This window comes from Acinetobacter sp. YH12138, from assembly GCF_015218525.1.
GTDB lineage: Bacteria > Pseudomonadota > Gammaproteobacteria > Pseudomonadales > Moraxellaceae > Acinetobacter > Acinetobacter amyesii.
In genome coordinates, this window is the sequence record NZ_CP048670.1 from 2,887,678 (window position 1) to 2,903,381 (window position 15,704).

The 15,704-nt window shown below is 38.0% G+C and carries 17 protein-coding genes; 7 read left to right on the forward strand and 10 right to left on the reverse strand.

All coding sequences use genetic code 11. The features are described 5' to 3' along the window. Nucleotide 1: 1 nt before the first annotated feature. The 6 genes from G0029_RS14060 to ispH form a co-directional block, all read right to left on the reverse strand. Nucleotides 2–3,952, reverse strand: coding sequence for a hypothetical protein (locus G0029_RS14060; protein ID WP_180106860.1), 3,951 nt, complete (start codon nucleotides 3,950–3,952; stop codon nucleotides 2–4). 11 nt (nucleotides 3,953–3,963) lie between these two features. Then, nucleotides 3,964–4,716 (reverse strand): hypothetical protein, encoded by a 753-nt coding sequence (locus tag G0029_RS14065; protein WP_180106858.1) that lies wholly within the window; start codon nucleotides 4,714–4,716, stop codon nucleotides 3,964–3,966. A gap of 10 nt (nucleotides 4,717–4,726) precedes the next feature. Next, the gene (locus G0029_RS14070) at nucleotides 4,727–5,674 is read right to left on the reverse strand and encodes a PilW family protein (protein WP_180106856.1); all 948 of its coding nucleotides are present in this window, start codon (nucleotides 5,672–5,674) and stop codon (nucleotides 4,727–4,729) included. Next, the gene (gene pilV, locus G0029_RS14075; RefSeq protein ID WP_180106854.1) at nucleotides 5,674–6,189 is read right to left on the reverse strand and encodes a type IV pilus modification protein PilV; all 516 of its coding nucleotides are present in this window, start codon (nucleotides 6,187–6,189) and stop codon (nucleotides 5,674–5,676) included. The genes G0029_RS14070 and pilV overlap by 1 nt, the downstream gene beginning before the upstream one ends. Beyond that, nucleotides 6,183–6,671, reverse strand: a complete 489-nt coding sequence (locus G0029_RS14080; protein WP_071850951.1) for a Tfp pilus assembly protein FimT/FimU — start codon at nucleotides 6,669–6,671, stop codon at nucleotides 6,183–6,185. Before G0029_RS14080 ends, pilV begins: the two co-directional genes overlap by 7 nt. A gap of 164 nt (nucleotides 6,672–6,835) precedes the next feature. Further along, nucleotides 6,836–7,786: a 4-hydroxy-3-methylbut-2-enyl diphosphate reductase gene (ispH, locus tag G0029_RS14085; RefSeq protein WP_168378169.1), complete on the reverse strand. Its 951-nt coding sequence runs from the start codon at nucleotides 7,784–7,786 to the stop codon at nucleotides 6,836–6,838. Between the two features lie 133 nt (nucleotides 7,787–7,919). Between ispH and gmk the strand changes: the two genes are divergently transcribed. The 6 genes from gmk to bfr all read left to right on the forward strand — a co-directional run bounded on the left by gmk (nucleotide 7,920) and on the right by bfr (nucleotide 12,798). Continuing rightward, nucleotides 7,920–8,543, forward strand: a complete 624-nt coding sequence (gmk, locus tag G0029_RS14090) for a guanylate kinase (RefSeq protein ID WP_078192517.1) — start codon at nucleotides 7,920–7,922, stop codon at nucleotides 8,541–8,543. Nucleotides 8,544–8,619: 76 nt separating this feature from the next. Next, nucleotides 8,620–8,901, forward strand: a complete 282-nt coding sequence (gene rpoZ / locus G0029_RS14095) for a DNA-directed RNA polymerase subunit omega (protein ID WP_067762989.1) — start codon at nucleotides 8,620–8,622, stop codon at nucleotides 8,899–8,901. Nucleotides 8,902–9,119: 218 nt separating this feature from the next. Further along, nucleotides 9,120–11,225, forward strand: a complete 2,106-nt coding sequence (locus G0029_RS14100; protein ID WP_180106852.1) for a RelA/SpoT family protein — start codon at nucleotides 9,120–9,122, stop codon at nucleotides 11,223–11,225. Between the two features lie 54 nt (nucleotides 11,226–11,279). Next, nucleotides 11,280–11,663, forward strand: a complete 384-nt coding sequence (locus tag G0029_RS14105) for a RidA family protein (protein WP_078189365.1) — start codon at nucleotides 11,280–11,282, stop codon at nucleotides 11,661–11,663. A 218-nt stretch (nucleotides 11,664–11,881) separates the two neighbouring features. Further along, a complete protein-coding gene (locus G0029_RS14110) occupies nucleotides 11,882–12,076 on the forward strand; it encodes a bacterioferritin-associated ferredoxin (protein ID WP_078192519.1) in 195 nt (64 codons plus the stop codon). Between the two features lie 257 nt (nucleotides 12,077–12,333). Further along, entirely contained in the window at nucleotides 12,334–12,798 is a 465-nt protein-coding gene (bfr, locus tag G0029_RS14115) for a heteropolymeric bacterioferritin subunit Bfr (RefSeq protein WP_180109842.1), read from the forward strand. 44 nt (nucleotides 12,799–12,842) lie between these two features. Here bfr and tfpZ read toward each other — a convergent pair whose 3' ends face one another. From tfpZ to G0029_RS18310, 3 genes are all read right to left on the reverse strand, one after another. After that, the gene (gene tfpZ, locus G0029_RS14120) at nucleotides 12,843–13,565 is read right to left on the reverse strand and encodes a TfpX/TfpZ family type IV pilin accessory protein (RefSeq protein ID WP_180106980.1); all 723 of its coding nucleotides are present in this window, start codon (nucleotides 13,563–13,565) and stop codon (nucleotides 12,843–12,845) included. 70 nt (nucleotides 13,566–13,635) lie between these two features. Continuing rightward, complete coding sequence (locus G0029_RS14125) at nucleotides 13,636–14,088, reverse strand: pilin (protein ID WP_180106978.1); 453 nt, start codon at nucleotides 14,086–14,088, stop codon at nucleotides 13,636–13,638. 243 nt (nucleotides 14,089–14,331) lie between these two features. Further along, a complete protein-coding gene (locus G0029_RS18310) occupies nucleotides 14,332–14,535 on the reverse strand; it encodes a hypothetical protein (RefSeq protein ID WP_200232518.1) in 204 nt (67 codons plus the stop codon). A 333-nt stretch (nucleotides 14,536–14,868) separates the two neighbouring features. Here G0029_RS18310 and G0029_RS14130 point away from each other — a divergent pair, with 333 nt between their 5' ends. Continuing rightward, nucleotides 14,869–15,324, forward strand: coding sequence for a pilin (locus G0029_RS14130; protein WP_180109843.1), 456 nt, complete (start codon nucleotides 14,869–14,871; stop codon nucleotides 15,322–15,324). 21 nt (nucleotides 15,325–15,345) lie between these two features. On the opposite strand, the gene G0029_RS14135 is transcribed toward G0029_RS14130, so the two are convergent. Next, nucleotides 15,346–15,702 (reverse strand): hypothetical protein, encoded by a 357-nt coding sequence (locus G0029_RS14135; RefSeq protein WP_180109844.1) that lies wholly within the window; start codon nucleotides 15,700–15,702, stop codon nucleotides 15,346–15,348. Between the last annotated feature and the right edge of the window lie 2 nt (nucleotides 15,703–15,704).

Below are 15,704 nucleotides of genomic sequence, written 5' to 3' on the forward strand. Positions count from 1 at the left end.
TTTATTGCCCCTTCGTTGAATAACGTTCATACCAACGATGTGGAATAAATCTCAAAGCGCCACCTGCAGGTATAAATCGATTACCAGCTGTTGGACAATCTACACCTTCACACTTAATATTCTCTGCTCTAGTTGGATCAGGGATAATAATACCTTTATTACCCTTGTTGCTTGACATTGGGCCAACATTCAAACTCACAATGCCTGAACCTAAATTATATTTAAAATTTGCTTTTTCTTGGCACACACCAGTAGGTAGACATAATCTTTGGGTAAAACTTTGTCCTTTTACACCTGCCCCACAAGTTTCAGTAGAACCGGCTTCTGATGAATCATAAAGTGTTACATATAGATTTCCTTCCATCGCAACCAAAGGTGTAATTCCTTTTACAACACCAGCAACCTCAGCACCTTCATCGAAATTTTTATTCAACTGATAATACCAGCCACCCCAACCATTGGTTGGGCTAATTTTTGCACCCAGCATAGTCTTTGCCGTCTTATCATTTACAATCGTACTTAACGGCATAAGTTTTTTAAGGTCAGCCGTTACAGAATCAGTTGAAAGCGTTTTATCCTTATTTTTACTTTCAGACGAAGTATTATCTGGATAATACTCACCAGTAGGCAGAATATCGTATTGATAAATACCATATACAGCATCCATAGTTAAACCAGTTGCATCTTTTTGCGGGGATTCACTTGTACCCAGTAATGGCGAACTTTTATTCCCTGAAATAAAGGTAGCCATTACAATATTACCACCCTCTGTTTTACTCGTGCTGTGGTGCGCTGTAAACACAGGTTGTAAATAAAATCTAGGACTTTTCCCGTTGCTATTATTTAAGTTTAAAATGCGGGTAATTTGAGGCTCAAATGTATATCCATGATCGGTAGGTCTATTAAGATCTACACGGAAAGCTTGACCTGCAAGATCACCAAAATATAGATGATCAACAATACCATCATTATTACGATCAACTGTTTTAATTTCACTTACAACACTATATTGCAAGTTATCATCTTGAGTATATTTATCTGGTTGGCTGTATTTTATGTCATCCGTGTCAACTGCTGTAGCTTTCGTCTTACTCGAATACCAAAGTAGATCACCATTGTCGGCATCAAACATATAAACGCCAGCGCCAATTTCATTTTTTTGTTGGTAATCATATTTTTCGTAACCCTCATACCCTGTACGCACACCATTTACATCACGTAGTCCATCACCATTTGCACCACCTGCATCATAGCCACCACCTACAAACATCACTAATTTACGTTGACCATTCCAATTTACATAATCAAGTTTTGGTTTTGACCAGCTTTGTCCCATTTTTTCAACAGCAGGATAATGCTTTACAACTAGCTCTTTTTCGCCATTTGTTTTTACGCTCTGACGTTTTACCGTGCCAGTATTAGGATCAATATGAAATTTAATTTTGGGTACAAATGAGTTGGAGCCACTCAAACCTGTTAAATCCAGCGAATAGTAACTTCTGCCCCCCATACGCAGACCACCATAAACCCATTGCTTACCCTTTAGGTTTTCTTTTTCGCCTTCATCACCACCGACAACATTTCGAGCCACACCGTCGACGGTTAAAGTACCATCGTCCTTACTTACGTAAACAGTATGAGCAGTCCATTCGCCATCTACTCCATAATACAGCCCATCTTTACCATGATTCCAAGTGCCTGCACCATATTTAAATAATTCATATTGCTTTTCTGCCATTTCTTTAGGTAAAAAGCTAAATTTTTCCACACCTGACTCTGCATCAACTACATGTAATAAGCCTTGTGTCGTACCAAAGAGTACGTAATCTTTACGGCCTTCTGTATCAATTATAACCTTCTTATCGGCATTTAGTTTCGCTACAGCTTCACCTTCTTGAGTGAGTAAAACAGGTAAAGAATGCAGTAGACTTCCCATCTGACGCATTTCAGCAGGTACAGAAGATAAATCTTGGTTGGCATCAGAAATATTATATCCCAGCAGCCCCATGAGTCCTTTAATACGATTGGCATCATCAGTCTTGGTTTTTGCATCAGTTGTATATTGATGTGTAATTCGTACTAGTCCTAAATTCTGCTTAATTTGATTACCTGCACTTTCTGCGCTATCAAATTCATAATCTGTAAGTAAATTACGCCCTGTAATAGTGGAATCCGTAGCAATCGAAGTACCTAATGGCAGCTTAGCTAAAGCACCAAATTTTGCATAAATAGCAAGACCCTCTTGAGCATCACCAGACGCCCAAATATCTCGTACATCTTGTAAACTACTTTTTTTATTTACTTCAACGACAACTCTCTTTGTTCCGGCATCATCTGCAAACACCCCATTATTAACAACATGGAATTTTTTTAAGTTACCAAACCATAATTGTTGTTTTGCATCATCGTCTACTTTTGGCTCAAACTGCGGAAAGTATGAATAAGGCTGAATAATTTCAGGATTCAGAGCATCTAAGGGAATTGTCGAAGAGCCGGTACTAATACTTGGGATAGCTCCACCTACTTTACCAATAAAGTCATTTAAACTACGCACTATTTCTTCTGACTCTCTAGCGGCAATAAATCCCCCTTCTCCATACGCTCCCCCATCTTCGGCAGCCAAACCCCAGTCATATGCATTTTGAGCGTCTTTATTCATTGTTGAATAAGCACCATCAAATACACTCCCAAAACCAACAACTGCAGTTAAAACTTCACGCTTAGCCTCAGAAACATTGAGTGCTTGTTTAATTACGTTTGGATCATTTAAAGATTTTGAAAATGCACCTATTTTATTCCAAAATGATCTGTAGTAATCACCAGTATTATTCGCTCCCCCCGACAAATCAGAAGTAGAGGGATAAGAAGATAATCTTAATGCCTTCCCCATTAATTCACTATTATCGGTATCCTTGGGTGATTGAGGCTGACCATCTGTTAAAAAGTAAATGCCCTGACCACTACATTCTGCAGCACCTGCAGATTTATCCAATGGAGAAACATAATTAGATCCTGAAACTAGAGCTGCATCTGCTGTTTTTGATAAATTTATACCGCTGTATGTACCACCACCAGTGGTTGTACCCAGCAGATAAGCAGCAGCTTCAGCATAAGCAGCAGAAGTAGGAGTACCACCTGTACCTTTAAAATTAGTATTTCTAATTAATGCTAATACTTTCTCACGTTGTGGGGAACCCACAGCACCCCACGCTGCTGCAGGAATTCGAATATACCCCCTAAGATTATTTTCGCCACTTGCCACATATGGAAAAGTGCCAATGCCAATTTTCACATCGGACTTAATACCACTTTTTGTAGTTTCATTATATACAGGCATTGTAGCGAGAGTGTACAAAGCATCTTTTAAACGACTCATCCGATCGTATATTTTTTTATTTTTCTCTTCGAGGTAGTAATAGTTATCACTATTCTTAGTAAAACCATCTATAGATGGTTTACTACTTAATAATGTTGTACAGAGATTTGTATTAAAAGCACCTCCTACTCCACATGAATACCATTGTTCTGTTGGGACTGGTGTACACCACGATTGCCACCAATCACAAACTTTCTTAGGGACTTGCCTATAGTAATAAGTCCGTATATCAGCTGTACAAAATCTTCTTGAATAACTTGCAGGCGCAGGCAAGTCTTCCTTATAAGAATTACTATTTTTATCATATTTTATATTTGTTGCACCTTCAGGAATATCACAAGCATTTGTTCCAACATTAGATACATCCATACTACCCGAAGTATCTAACATCATCACAACCACACCAGAACTCGCAGATGCGGAAGGTTTTGTATAAATTTCAATATCACTTGCATACGTATTAGTACTTTGCGCAATCAATAATGTAATCGATGCCGCTAATACAGAAACTTTAAGCTTTTGTACCACTTTAGCTTCACCCTGTAGAGGATGGTTTTGAACAATTAATTTTTTCATCTTTTCATCTCCTACGAGCTAGCTTTCAGCGAGCGCAGACTATATTCCATTTCTTGAGTGCTATATGGGACATTTAATTGGGATAGACAGTCGGTAACTGTTTCATTTTTAACAAGAGGATCTACAAAGCTCGTGTAATTTGACAAACATCCGCTCACCTGTTTAAGACTTGCATTTCCTAAATTTGGCAATATGGATGTCGATGTAATCGCTACTTTTTGAATACCTGTACTTTTTGAACTTTCCTTATCATCACCTTCCATCATGTGTTCCCAATCACGAGAGGCATCTGCTGCACGAATAGAAACCTGTGTCATCACAGCTTGGCGACCACTAATAAAATCACCACGTTCAACCTTACAAAAACCATTAACACCCAACTCAGTATTCATAATTGAATTACCTACCCAATAAACTGAGCTCGCAATACGACTACCCGAAAAATTATCAGTCACAGCCCCACGAATACAGAAGACCAACTCTTTACCTTTGTTTTCAGGTCTCAGTACATAAGCCAACATGCCATCACCAATCCGCATTTGAGCAAATTTCAAATCATCACTCGTTTTATTTTCGATGGTATAAAACACTGAGTCACTGTTTTGCATAAGCAAAGATTGAGCTTGCGCGTTAGTAGAAATATTGAGTGAAGTAATACTTGAGCGAATAGCCCACGTTCCCGCAATGGCGATAATAACCAGCATGATCAGTACAACAATAAGAACTGCACCAGACTGATTTTTTAAATTATTAATACTTTTCATGGCGCAACTCCTATTCCTGCTTCTCTATGCCAAAACCATTTCTTAGAGCAATAGTCTGAGTCACAATGCTGCGCATATATTGGTCATTTTTAGTATTAGGTTTCAATTTAGAATTTACATTTAATATTTCATACAATTTATCTTCATTAAATAAATCATTACTACCTGTAGAATTCGTTGAACGTACTAACATCCCCACTTTTAACATTACAATTTGCGGCTTCGTTGTTAATGCCATATAGTCATTTATTGAGATATAACCAAAACAGCTCATCAAGGCATCTGCGGTTTCTGTATCAACGCATTTATCCTTAGCAACGCCTAACATAACCCCAAAATAATCCACTCGAGGAATGATAACTTCGCCATTTCCACTTAAATCGATTTTTGCTGGCTCATCACCCGTATAAGTAAATGCTTTACATGCCAAAGAAAAAGGTTCATTAGGTTCATTTTTAGCACTGTCTTTACGAATAAAATACTTTTGAACCACGAAGGTATTTATTGGGATTTTTGCACCCTCGCAATCAAACTGATCTTCCATCATATTTTTATATTGAATGACCAATTGATCACTTTTTACACCCGACAAATTAGATGTATTTTCTATATTACCTAGTGATAAAGCATCTACAAGCTCGACATCACCCAGTCCTGCACCCGTTCTTTTTGAAGTATAATTTTTCGCATCAAGTACAATACCACCATGCAGAACGCTGTCATTTATAACGACATCTGAAGCATTTAAATTTGCGAGGCGAATATCCCTAACAACCGCCTCCAAACCAAACAAAGCATCATTTTGTAAATTAGACATAGCTTGCTGACTTGAAACACCTTTTTGGGCCGTTAAGGTCAATTGAATTGCTATTGCACTAACAATTAGACCAAGTGTTAAGGCAATCATTAATTCAAGTAAAGTAAAGCCTTTATTAGCGTTTTGAAGACCTCTATTCATTAGTAAGACTCCATAACTAAACATTGAGCATTAGCAACATAACTTCCACTTGTAGAAACACATTGATCAATAGATGTTTTTATATCTGTATCGCCCCACGCTACATAAACACAGCTTAATGTAGAACCACGACAAGCATCTATTCTTACGATATGTCCATTGGCAGTAGCCTTCTTATTTATTTCAGAAGCATCAAAGTTAGCCATTTTTTCAGCATTACAGTTTGGAGCATATGAACTTGTAGTACCTATACAACCTGTCTCATTGATTTTATTCGAATTAATAGAAGTTTTATATTGATCAAAACCTGATTTATTTGCTCTCATTCGCTCAGATAAATCACGTGCGATATTAATGGCGAAGGTTCTATCAGCCGCTTCATTTGCTGCATCCATTGCTCTTAATTGCAAGGCAGAAAAACCTAAAATACCAATTGCAATCAAAAGCAAGGCTACAAGTACTTCAATCAGACCCACGCCATGTTGTGATTTTATATGTTTTGAACTCATTAGCATTGCCCCGACTCTATACTTGTCACAGTGCCATTCATCGATACAGAAATCGTTCTACTTTGTTTTATTTCAGGATTACATAATGAAAATTTCAACGGAATTCTCACGACCTTAGTAGATGAATCTGCTGGATCAATAATAGTTTTTGTCCGCTGTAACGGTTGTCCAATAGGTGTAAATACGACATCTGAAAAATCAACATCATTTGCAGTATTATCTAATATGATATTTTCTGATTTTGGAGCCCAATACTTTAGAATTGAAGTATTTTGGCCATGTTGAAATTTAAGGGTGACATTGGACCTCAATGTTGTTGCTTGAGCACGAGCTTCACTTAACACAAAAGATAACTCTCTTGTTTCAGCATCTAATTTTCTTTTTTCAATTAAATTCCCAAACGAAGGCGCAGCTAAAGTCGCAATAATCGCCATAACAGCAATTGTCACAATCAGCTCAATTAACGTAAATCCATTATTTTTCTGCATACTCCCCCCAAGGCGCGCCAAACTTTACCCTATTAAAAATAATATCTAATTAAATTACAAAACAAACACGAATAAGGATAAAAGGCATAAAAAAACAGATAATTGCCAAAAAGCAATTATCTGTCAATTCTTAAAAAAATTCAGAATGTTAAGTCATTAACACTTTATGCCTGAGTTACAGGAATACGTAACTCTTTTGGCAAACTAAATGTAATATTTTCTTCACGACCATCCAATTCTTGCGGCGCTTTTGCTCCCCAATCTTGTAAGCGCTGAATTACTTGTTTAATTAAAATTTCAGGTGCCGATGCTCCTGCAGTTACACCAATTTTAGTGTGTTCATCAAACCACTCTTGTTGCAACTGATCTGCATTATCTACCAAATACGCATGCTTACCCATCCGTTCAGCCAATTCACGTAATCGGTTCGAGTTCGAAGAGTTCGGTGAACCCACAACCAGTACAACATCACATTGCTCGGCAAGATCACGTACGGCATCTTGGCGGTTTTGAGTGGCATAACAAATATCATCTTTACGCGGCCCCTGAATTTCAGGGAACTTCTGACGTAGGGCATCAATGACTTTTGCTGTGTCATCTATAGAAAGCGTTGTCTGAGTTACAAACGCTACTTTTTCAGGATGCACCACTTTTAGATCAGCAACATCTTGTTCATCTTCAACCAAATAAATCGAACCACCATTTTTGGTGTCATATTGGCCCATCGTCCCTTCAACTTCTGGGTGACCTTCATGACCAATCAAAATCGCTTCCACACCTTCACGTGCGTACTTGGTCACTTCTATATGCACCTTGGTCACCAAAGGGCAGGTCGCATCAAAAACTTTTAGCCCACGGCGCTCAGCTTCTTGTTGTACCGCTTTAGATACACCATGCGCACTGAAAATCACGATATTGTCATCTGGCACTTCATCCAGTTCATCCACAAATATCGCACCGCGTTGACGCAAGTCGTCCACCACAAATTTATTGTGTACTACTTCGTGACGTACATAAATGGGTGGGTTAAAGCATTCCAATGCACGGTTCACAATCGCGATGGCGCGATCAACACCTGCACAGAAACCGCGTGGATTAGCTAAAACAATTTCCATAGAATCCTCAATGCCCACTCAATTTTACGGGTATCACTTGAAATAAATGTAAACAATAGACGTCTGACTATTTTGTTTGGCGCGCGTCTACTCTAAAATAGAGAAGATATTTTATCATATCAGGAAAAATATCATGTCGGGTCTCTTGTTTGTCGTTTCTGCTGCTTCGGGAACGGGCAAAACATCCCTCGTTAAAGCCCTGCTTGAACGTGTAAACAATTTACATGTCTCTGTTTCTCATACCACTCGTGGTCAGCGTCCTGGCGAATTAGACGGCGTACATTACCATTTTGCTAAAAAAGAAGATTTTCTATCTTTGGTGAATGAAGGCGGCTTCATTGAATATGCAGAAGTTTTTGGTAATTATTACGGTACTGCACAGCGCACAGTAAAAGAACAATTGGCTAAAGGTCATGACGTTTTACTTGAAATTGACTGGCAAGGTGCTGAACAGGTTCGTAAACTTTTTCCTGAATCTAGACAAATTTTTATTCTTCCTCCGAGTCAGTTCGATTTACGTCAACGTTTATCCAATCGTGGTACAGACTCTGTTGAAGTAATTGAACATCGTCTTAGCTGTGCCGTAGAAGATATGCAGCAATACGTTAATTTTGACTATATCATTATTAATGATGACTTTAATAAAGCACTGCATGACTTAGAGTCCGTTATTATTGCCAATCGTCTTGTTTTAAAACAACAGGCCATGCGTCACGAAAAATTGATTGAGAAATTAATCACCCCTACGGAACAGTGATTAAAACTTGAGTCTATAGGCAAAGCGCCTTATACTGCACAGTCTGTTAAAAATTTATATTCAAACGAGAATTCTTATGGCACGCGTAACCGTTGAAGATTGTTTAGACCATGTAGACAACCGCTTTGAGCTTGTACTAGTGGCAAGCAAACGCGCGCGTCAATTGGCACGTCAAGGTATCGAACCTACTGTTGAGTGGGACAATGACAAACCAACCGTTGTTGCTCTTCGTGAAATCGCAGCGGGTCACGTTTCTAAAGACATTTTGAAACAACGTGAACAAGACTACCAAACTTCAAGTTTAGACCTTGCACTTTCTGCAAATAACCTAAACTTAGACGGTTTTTCTTTCCAATAAGATAAACCTGACCTTAAAAGCCTAGTTTTTAACTAGGCTTTTTTTATGGATTCTCTTTAATATTTTACTCAGAACAGTTATAACATAAGCTTAAGAAGTGCAAAGCAAGCAAAAAAGATTTTCATTTTTTTAAACTAAAAAATTGACAAGTCATGCGATATGCATTTCATTAAAGTATTAACCGTTTCATTTGTAAATTAGTAGTAAAAGGGTGTTCTATGCCAGGCCCAATGGTCAGCCAAGCCAAGCAACAGTTAAATGTGATTATCGACGCTTACCTTTCAGTAAGTGATGTCGAACGCGTGCTTGAAGCTTGCGACTATGCGGATATTGCCCATGATGGCATTACACGTAAAAGTGGCGAACCCTACATCCTTCACCCAATTGCGGTGAGCTGTATTTTGGCGCATATGCGTCTTGATGCGGAAACTTTAATGGCCGCTTTACTACATGATGTCATTGAAGATACCGAATTTACAAAACAAGATATTACTGAAAAATTTGGTCTGACCGTTGCTGAACTCGTCGACGGCGTCACTAAACTCAGCCACTCTAGTGATAAAGAATATAATAAAGCCGCATCCTTCCGTAAAATTCTGCAAGCCACCCTACAAGACCCACGTGTCATTATTATTAAACTAGCAGATCGTTATCACAATATGACCACACTAGGTGCTTTACGCCCTGACAAACGTGCTCGTATTGCCCAAGAAACCTTTGAAATTTTTGTGCCTATGGCACGCCTTGTCGGTATGAATGAAATGGCCGACAACCTTGAACATTTGTGTTATCAAAATCTCGACTTAGATATGTATAACAATGTTCAAGAAGCTTTATTACAAACCAAACCGAAACGCTGCGAATACCAAACCAAGTGGGAAAATAACCTCACCTCCTTACTAGAACAACACCATATTTCAGGTCGAATTAAAAAGAAAAATAATAATATTGAATTACTTCGTCACTTTGTAAAAAACGATATCGATCTGCAAGAGCTCACCCATAGTCATGCCTTTGAAATTATTTTACAAAGCATCGCAGACTGTGACCGACTTGCAGACATCCTCAAAGAAAGCTTTAAAGTTTTAAATTACGCCGATCATATTCGTCGCCCACTCCCTGGTGGTAACCAGTCACTGATGATGCGCTTAAAAGGCGAAAAGACTATTTTATCTCTGACCATCCAAACAGAGTTGATGCGTAAAGCAGCGCGATTTGGTGTGGTCCTCGGTGAAAATGCACCACAAGCTTGTCGTTCAGCGATCCAAGCCTCCATGCAAAATTTAAACGTGTTAGTCGATGGCGCATGTGCAAAGACCACATTTAGTGAATTACTGGATTATCTACATCAAGAAAAAATTTGGGTCTACACCCCACACGGTCATTTGCATGAACTCCCTCAGGGTGCCACAGCTGTTGATTTCGCTTATTCAGCAAGCTTATTTTTGGGCAACCATGCCGTTGGTGCGAAAATTGATGGGGAAACCAAGCCCCTTTCAACACCACTACTGAGTGGTCAAGTGATTGAAATTATTACTGATGTTCTTGCAACACCAAACCCTGACTGGCTAAGCTTTATTAATACCCAAAAAGCCCGCCGCGCATTACAAAATATCCTCCGTGACCAAGACCAAGATGAACAACGTTTAGTTGGTCAGCAAGCTTTAAATCGCGCATTAAAACTCTTTAACCGTTCTGTAAGTGATTTAACATTAGCGGATTGGGAAAATGTGCTGAATTGGCGTCATTTAAATGATAAAGAAAAATTATTTGAACAGATTGCCGTGGGAGACTTACTGCCTCAATTGGTTGCTAATCATTTATATGCTCAAGACACCATCCAGACTTCAAACTCTGCACGCTTAATCTTAGGTACTGACGGTGTCGACGTTAAATATGCGCACTGCTGTAACCCCGTTTTAGGTGATCCAATACAAGGGCATTTATCACGTCGTGGTTTGATTGTGCACCGTTCACGTTGTCATAATTTATTGCATGAACAACATTTACATCCTGAAAATATCATGCCTTTACACTGGACTACAGAAGACAGTGAGGACATTAGTTTTACAGCCTATTTATGCTTAAACATGCTGTTAAATGATGAACAAATTTCAGAGCTGATCTATCTATGCCGTAAAGAAAAAGTCGGTGTAGAAACTGTCCGTTCACATGAAGAAAAAACCTATGTGAATATTGTTGTACACAATCGTAAACAAATTGCCGAAATTATCCGTAATTTAAGAATGCATTTTGGCTTCCCACGCATCAGTCGTTTGGCACAACCTGTTGCCATTGCTGAACCTGCGAAAGTTGCCAGCTAACCTGACACCGCTTATTTATATATGTTGTGTCTGTGATGATAATAGGAGAAATAGATGTCCCGCCAGGTAATCCATACTGAAAATGCACCCGCTGCAATTGGTACTTACTCACAAGCCATTTTAGTGGGCGACACTTTGTATTTATCAGGTCAAATTGGCTTAGATCCATATAGCATGGAGCTGGTAGAAGGCATTGAAGCTCAAATTCGCCGTGTATTCGACAACTTAAAAGCAGTATGTGAAGCTGCAGGTGGTACGCTAGCCGATATCGCTAAGCTGAATATTTTCCTCACTGACCTTTCTAACTTCCAATTGGTCAACCAAATTATGGGCGAATACTTTGCTCAACCTTACCCAGCACGCGCAGCACTCGGTGTAGCTAGCCTACCAAAAGGTGCTTTAGTAGAAATGGATGGCGTGGTGATTATTAATCAATAAGTTAGTAAACGTTGCTTAAGTCATTCACTAAATATCACATTCCAAAAGAACAAAAAGCCTCACATGGAAATCTGAGCATTACTCAGATTTCCGCTTAAATGACAGTTTTTATTCAAAAACTCAATCGCTTTAAAAGCATTTTTAAATGATTTTTATTGACAAACAATAATAATTATCAATAATATTACTTATCCCATTTATTCACTTGGTTTGATTTCATGTACGTTTGTTTGTGCCGTGGTATTACTGATCAAGACATTAAAGATGCAATTGCCAATGGCGCAGAGAGCTATCGTGAAGTTCGCGATATGCTTGATTTAGGCACCTGTTGTGGTCGCTGTGCTCCTGAAGCTCGTATGATCATCAGTGATGAAGTTGCACAAATTGCAGCTCGGATCGCAATTGCTGCATAAACCAAGCTTTTAAATTTTCTCAACAATCATAATTATAAAACCAATGGTCTCAGACCATTCCTCCTCCCCCGCTTCTGACTCTAAGCGGGTTTTTATTTATTAAAGCCCTGAAAATTAGCGCCTTATTTTGATTGTGATTTTCATTTGCTGTTCTATAAAACACTCGCTAAATTACACTTTGTTGTTTAAGATATTTCTATTCTAATATCGAATTTATATTGCTTAGTTCGAGCTTTATTGCAGTTAAGGAGTCAGACATGAAAGGCAATCGTGATGTAATTAATCAGTTAAATCAGGTGCTTTATCATCATTTAACTGCAATTAACCAATATTTTCTTCATTCACGGATGTTCAACGATTGGGGTATTGAGCAACTGGGTTCGGCGGAATATAAAGAATCAATTCGTCAAATGAAGCATGCTGATAAAATTATTGAGCGAATTTTGTTTTTAGAAGGTTTACCAAATTTACAGCACCTCGGTAAACTCTATATCGGTCAGCATACCGTTGAAGTTTTAAACTGCGATGTACGTAAAGTCAAAGAGAACATCGAAGCCATTCAAGTAGCGGTTAAGCTAGCGGAAGAACAGTTAGACTATGTCACTCGAGATCTAGTTCAAGAGATTTTAGAAAAAGAAGAAGAATGGTTGGATTGGACAACCACTCAGCTAGACCTTGTTGAGTCTATGGGTATAGAAAATTATATTCAAAGTCAGATTTAAACTTATTAAAAAACCCGCATCTGCGGGTTTTTTTTCATAAATTACTACCAAGGGCGAAGGTCAACGATTTTCACAACTCTACCTGTCTGTTTATTGAACAGCACTGTCATATCTACTGCATTGGCTTTTAATGGAAAATAAACATCCGCTTTGGGATTTTGTTTTAATATTTTTTCAACTAAATGATTGTCATTAAATTGCTTCAAAAGCTCTAAGGATTTTGATCTAGTTTCAATTTCAAATTTTGTTAGAACAAATGGTCGATAATATTTAGATTGTTGCGCGGGACTTATACCTGACTGAGATTCTTCTAACATCATTTCCAATTGCTCATTTGCAGTTTTCACACGTGTTTCAACAGAAATATATTTTGTTCCAAGCCAAGGTGTTGGATATTTTTGATTGGCACCTATAATATCATTCGCACGAACAAGCTCGAAGCGGTCTACAGTATATGCAATCCAAACAGGTCGGCCTTGATACATAGAATACATGCCATAACATAATGCGCTTAACTGTATCAGTACAATTACAAGTAAATCCATTTTTAAAGTTTTCTTATTTTTCTTATACACAATAAATGTCAGTGCTGGCCCTAACACTACATCCACACCCAACATAATAAGAAATAACCCACTGACACCAGTTGCTTGAGCCAATGGTGATGGGTAAATCATAAAAAAAACTAGCATAAAGCAGAGTAATGCCAAAACACTACTTAGCAAAAGATGTATTGCAGCAGCTTTAAGCTTATCTTTAATTAGCATATTCACGTTCAAATACCTTTTTAAAAGCATAAAAAAACAGTCCGAAGACTGTTCTTTTAAATACCAAATATTAACGGCAAGAAGATGGTAAGTACTTTGACTCCATAGCTGATGCAGCTGTAGCACCAGTTTCACACTTCCAACCTAAAACCGGCTTTAAAGTTGCGCGAGCAAAATCAGCAGCTACTGAAGGAGTAGTCAAGCCTGCATTTGAATAAGGTACTAAACGCAACTGATTTTTAGCACCTAATTGAGAAATATTTTGAGCTGTAACAGTAATCACGCCATTTTCATCTGTACCAACAGCTGATACATACTGTGAAGTTGTTGCACCTTCACCGCATCCAAAACTATTTGCTGCTGCTGGTGCTGCAGCAAAACCAGTTTGTGATGCTTCAGAAATTGCTGTACGGCATGTTGAAGCAGCTAGAACCACTTCTGAAACTTTTGCACGCGCTGTATAATCTTGATACGCAGGAAGAGCGACAGCAGCAAGAATACCGATAATTGCAACAACAATCATTAATTTAATACATTCCATAAGTCATTTTATATGGACACATATTAAGTTATTGAATTACCTTGTTTTACTTTATTATCCATCTTGTCCATATAGACATGCTTTTAAAAAGACAAATTTTCCCAATTTGTCCATATTAGAAAATAGCTTTTACTTGGTGTGATAGGATGATTTTTTGTAAAAGCAGACTAGTCGTGAGATATTTTAAAATTTTGATAAGCTAAAAATAGAGTAAAAAATCCAGACTCATTTATAAGCCAACTTCTGTATTTCTTCTTTATGCTGAAGAATCACACGTCTTGCATGATGCAGAACAATACGTCTACTCTCTTCGTCATCACCAAATTGTATGGGAAAAACTTTTACAGCTGGACGAGGTATTCGCTCGGTAGTTTTGAAGTCTTTTAGCCGTTTCACTCTATTATTCCCTATATATGAAGTATTCAGCATAGGACAGTATTTTTCAATTTCAAAGTGAATTAGTAAGCAAATAAGCAAAACAATTCAACTAACAAGCACACATCTGCTTAGCTGCCAATAATTTAGTTATTCCTACTACCAACAACTTCCATATTTATATTCCTCAAAACCAACAAAACTGACATTTTTCGTCACTTAGTTACATAAACTTACTTATGTGCATACTAAGATTTTTAATATATTGAACAATGTATTGATTTAACAAGAAATAATTGAGTAATATGTTTTGGCACACTTTGTGCAAACTATAAACTAGCTTACAAAGCTTATAATTAAATTAACAAAACATTTGTGGAGAATGTTATGAACGCTCAAAAAGGCTTTACGCTCATCGAGTTGATGATTGTTGTCGCTATTATTGGTATTTTGGCTGCAATTGCGATTCCTGCTTATCAAGATTATATTGCTCGCTCCCAAGTATCAGAAGCATTTGCAATCACTTCAGCACAAAAAACTGCAATTGCTGAATATGCACAAAATAATGGTGCTTACCCTACTGCTGATACTAAGCCAGCAGTTGCAGATCTGGCAGTCGGAGGAACATATGCTGATTCTGCAGTAACAGCTTCAACAGGTGTAATTACAGTAACCATGAAAGCAGTTGGAACTGTAAATGCTAAAGTTGCAGGCAAAGAAATTGTTTTAACACCACCTGCTGATTTAGCAGCAGCGGGTAACTCTTTTAACTTTACTTGTACTAGCAAAGGTGATAAAGGAATGCCACAGAAGTACTTACCTAAAGCTTGTGAAGGTCTTTAATAGTAGAATTAAAACGCATCTTTATAGATGCGTTTTTTGTTTTAACTCAAAATTTTCTAACAATAAAGAATTTATCTTTTCCAATAATTTTTCATAATCTTCTTTTAACTGCTCATAATCACTTTTCACCGCTTTGGTCTTAGTTTTCGCTTGCTCAATCCGTTGCGTAGGTGAAAGTACATTTTGCCCTGCTTGCTGTGCAGCTTGCTCAATTGCCTCAATTAATGCAGCATGACGGCTCTTTTTAATCGAGCCTCGTTTACGTCCAGCCTCCATTGCAACCGTATCGTTATTAATGGCAGAGCCTTTCGGTAGAACAATCGGTTTGTTGGCTTTTAATCGCTCTAAAGCAGCGTAATAATCATTAAGTGAACTCATAT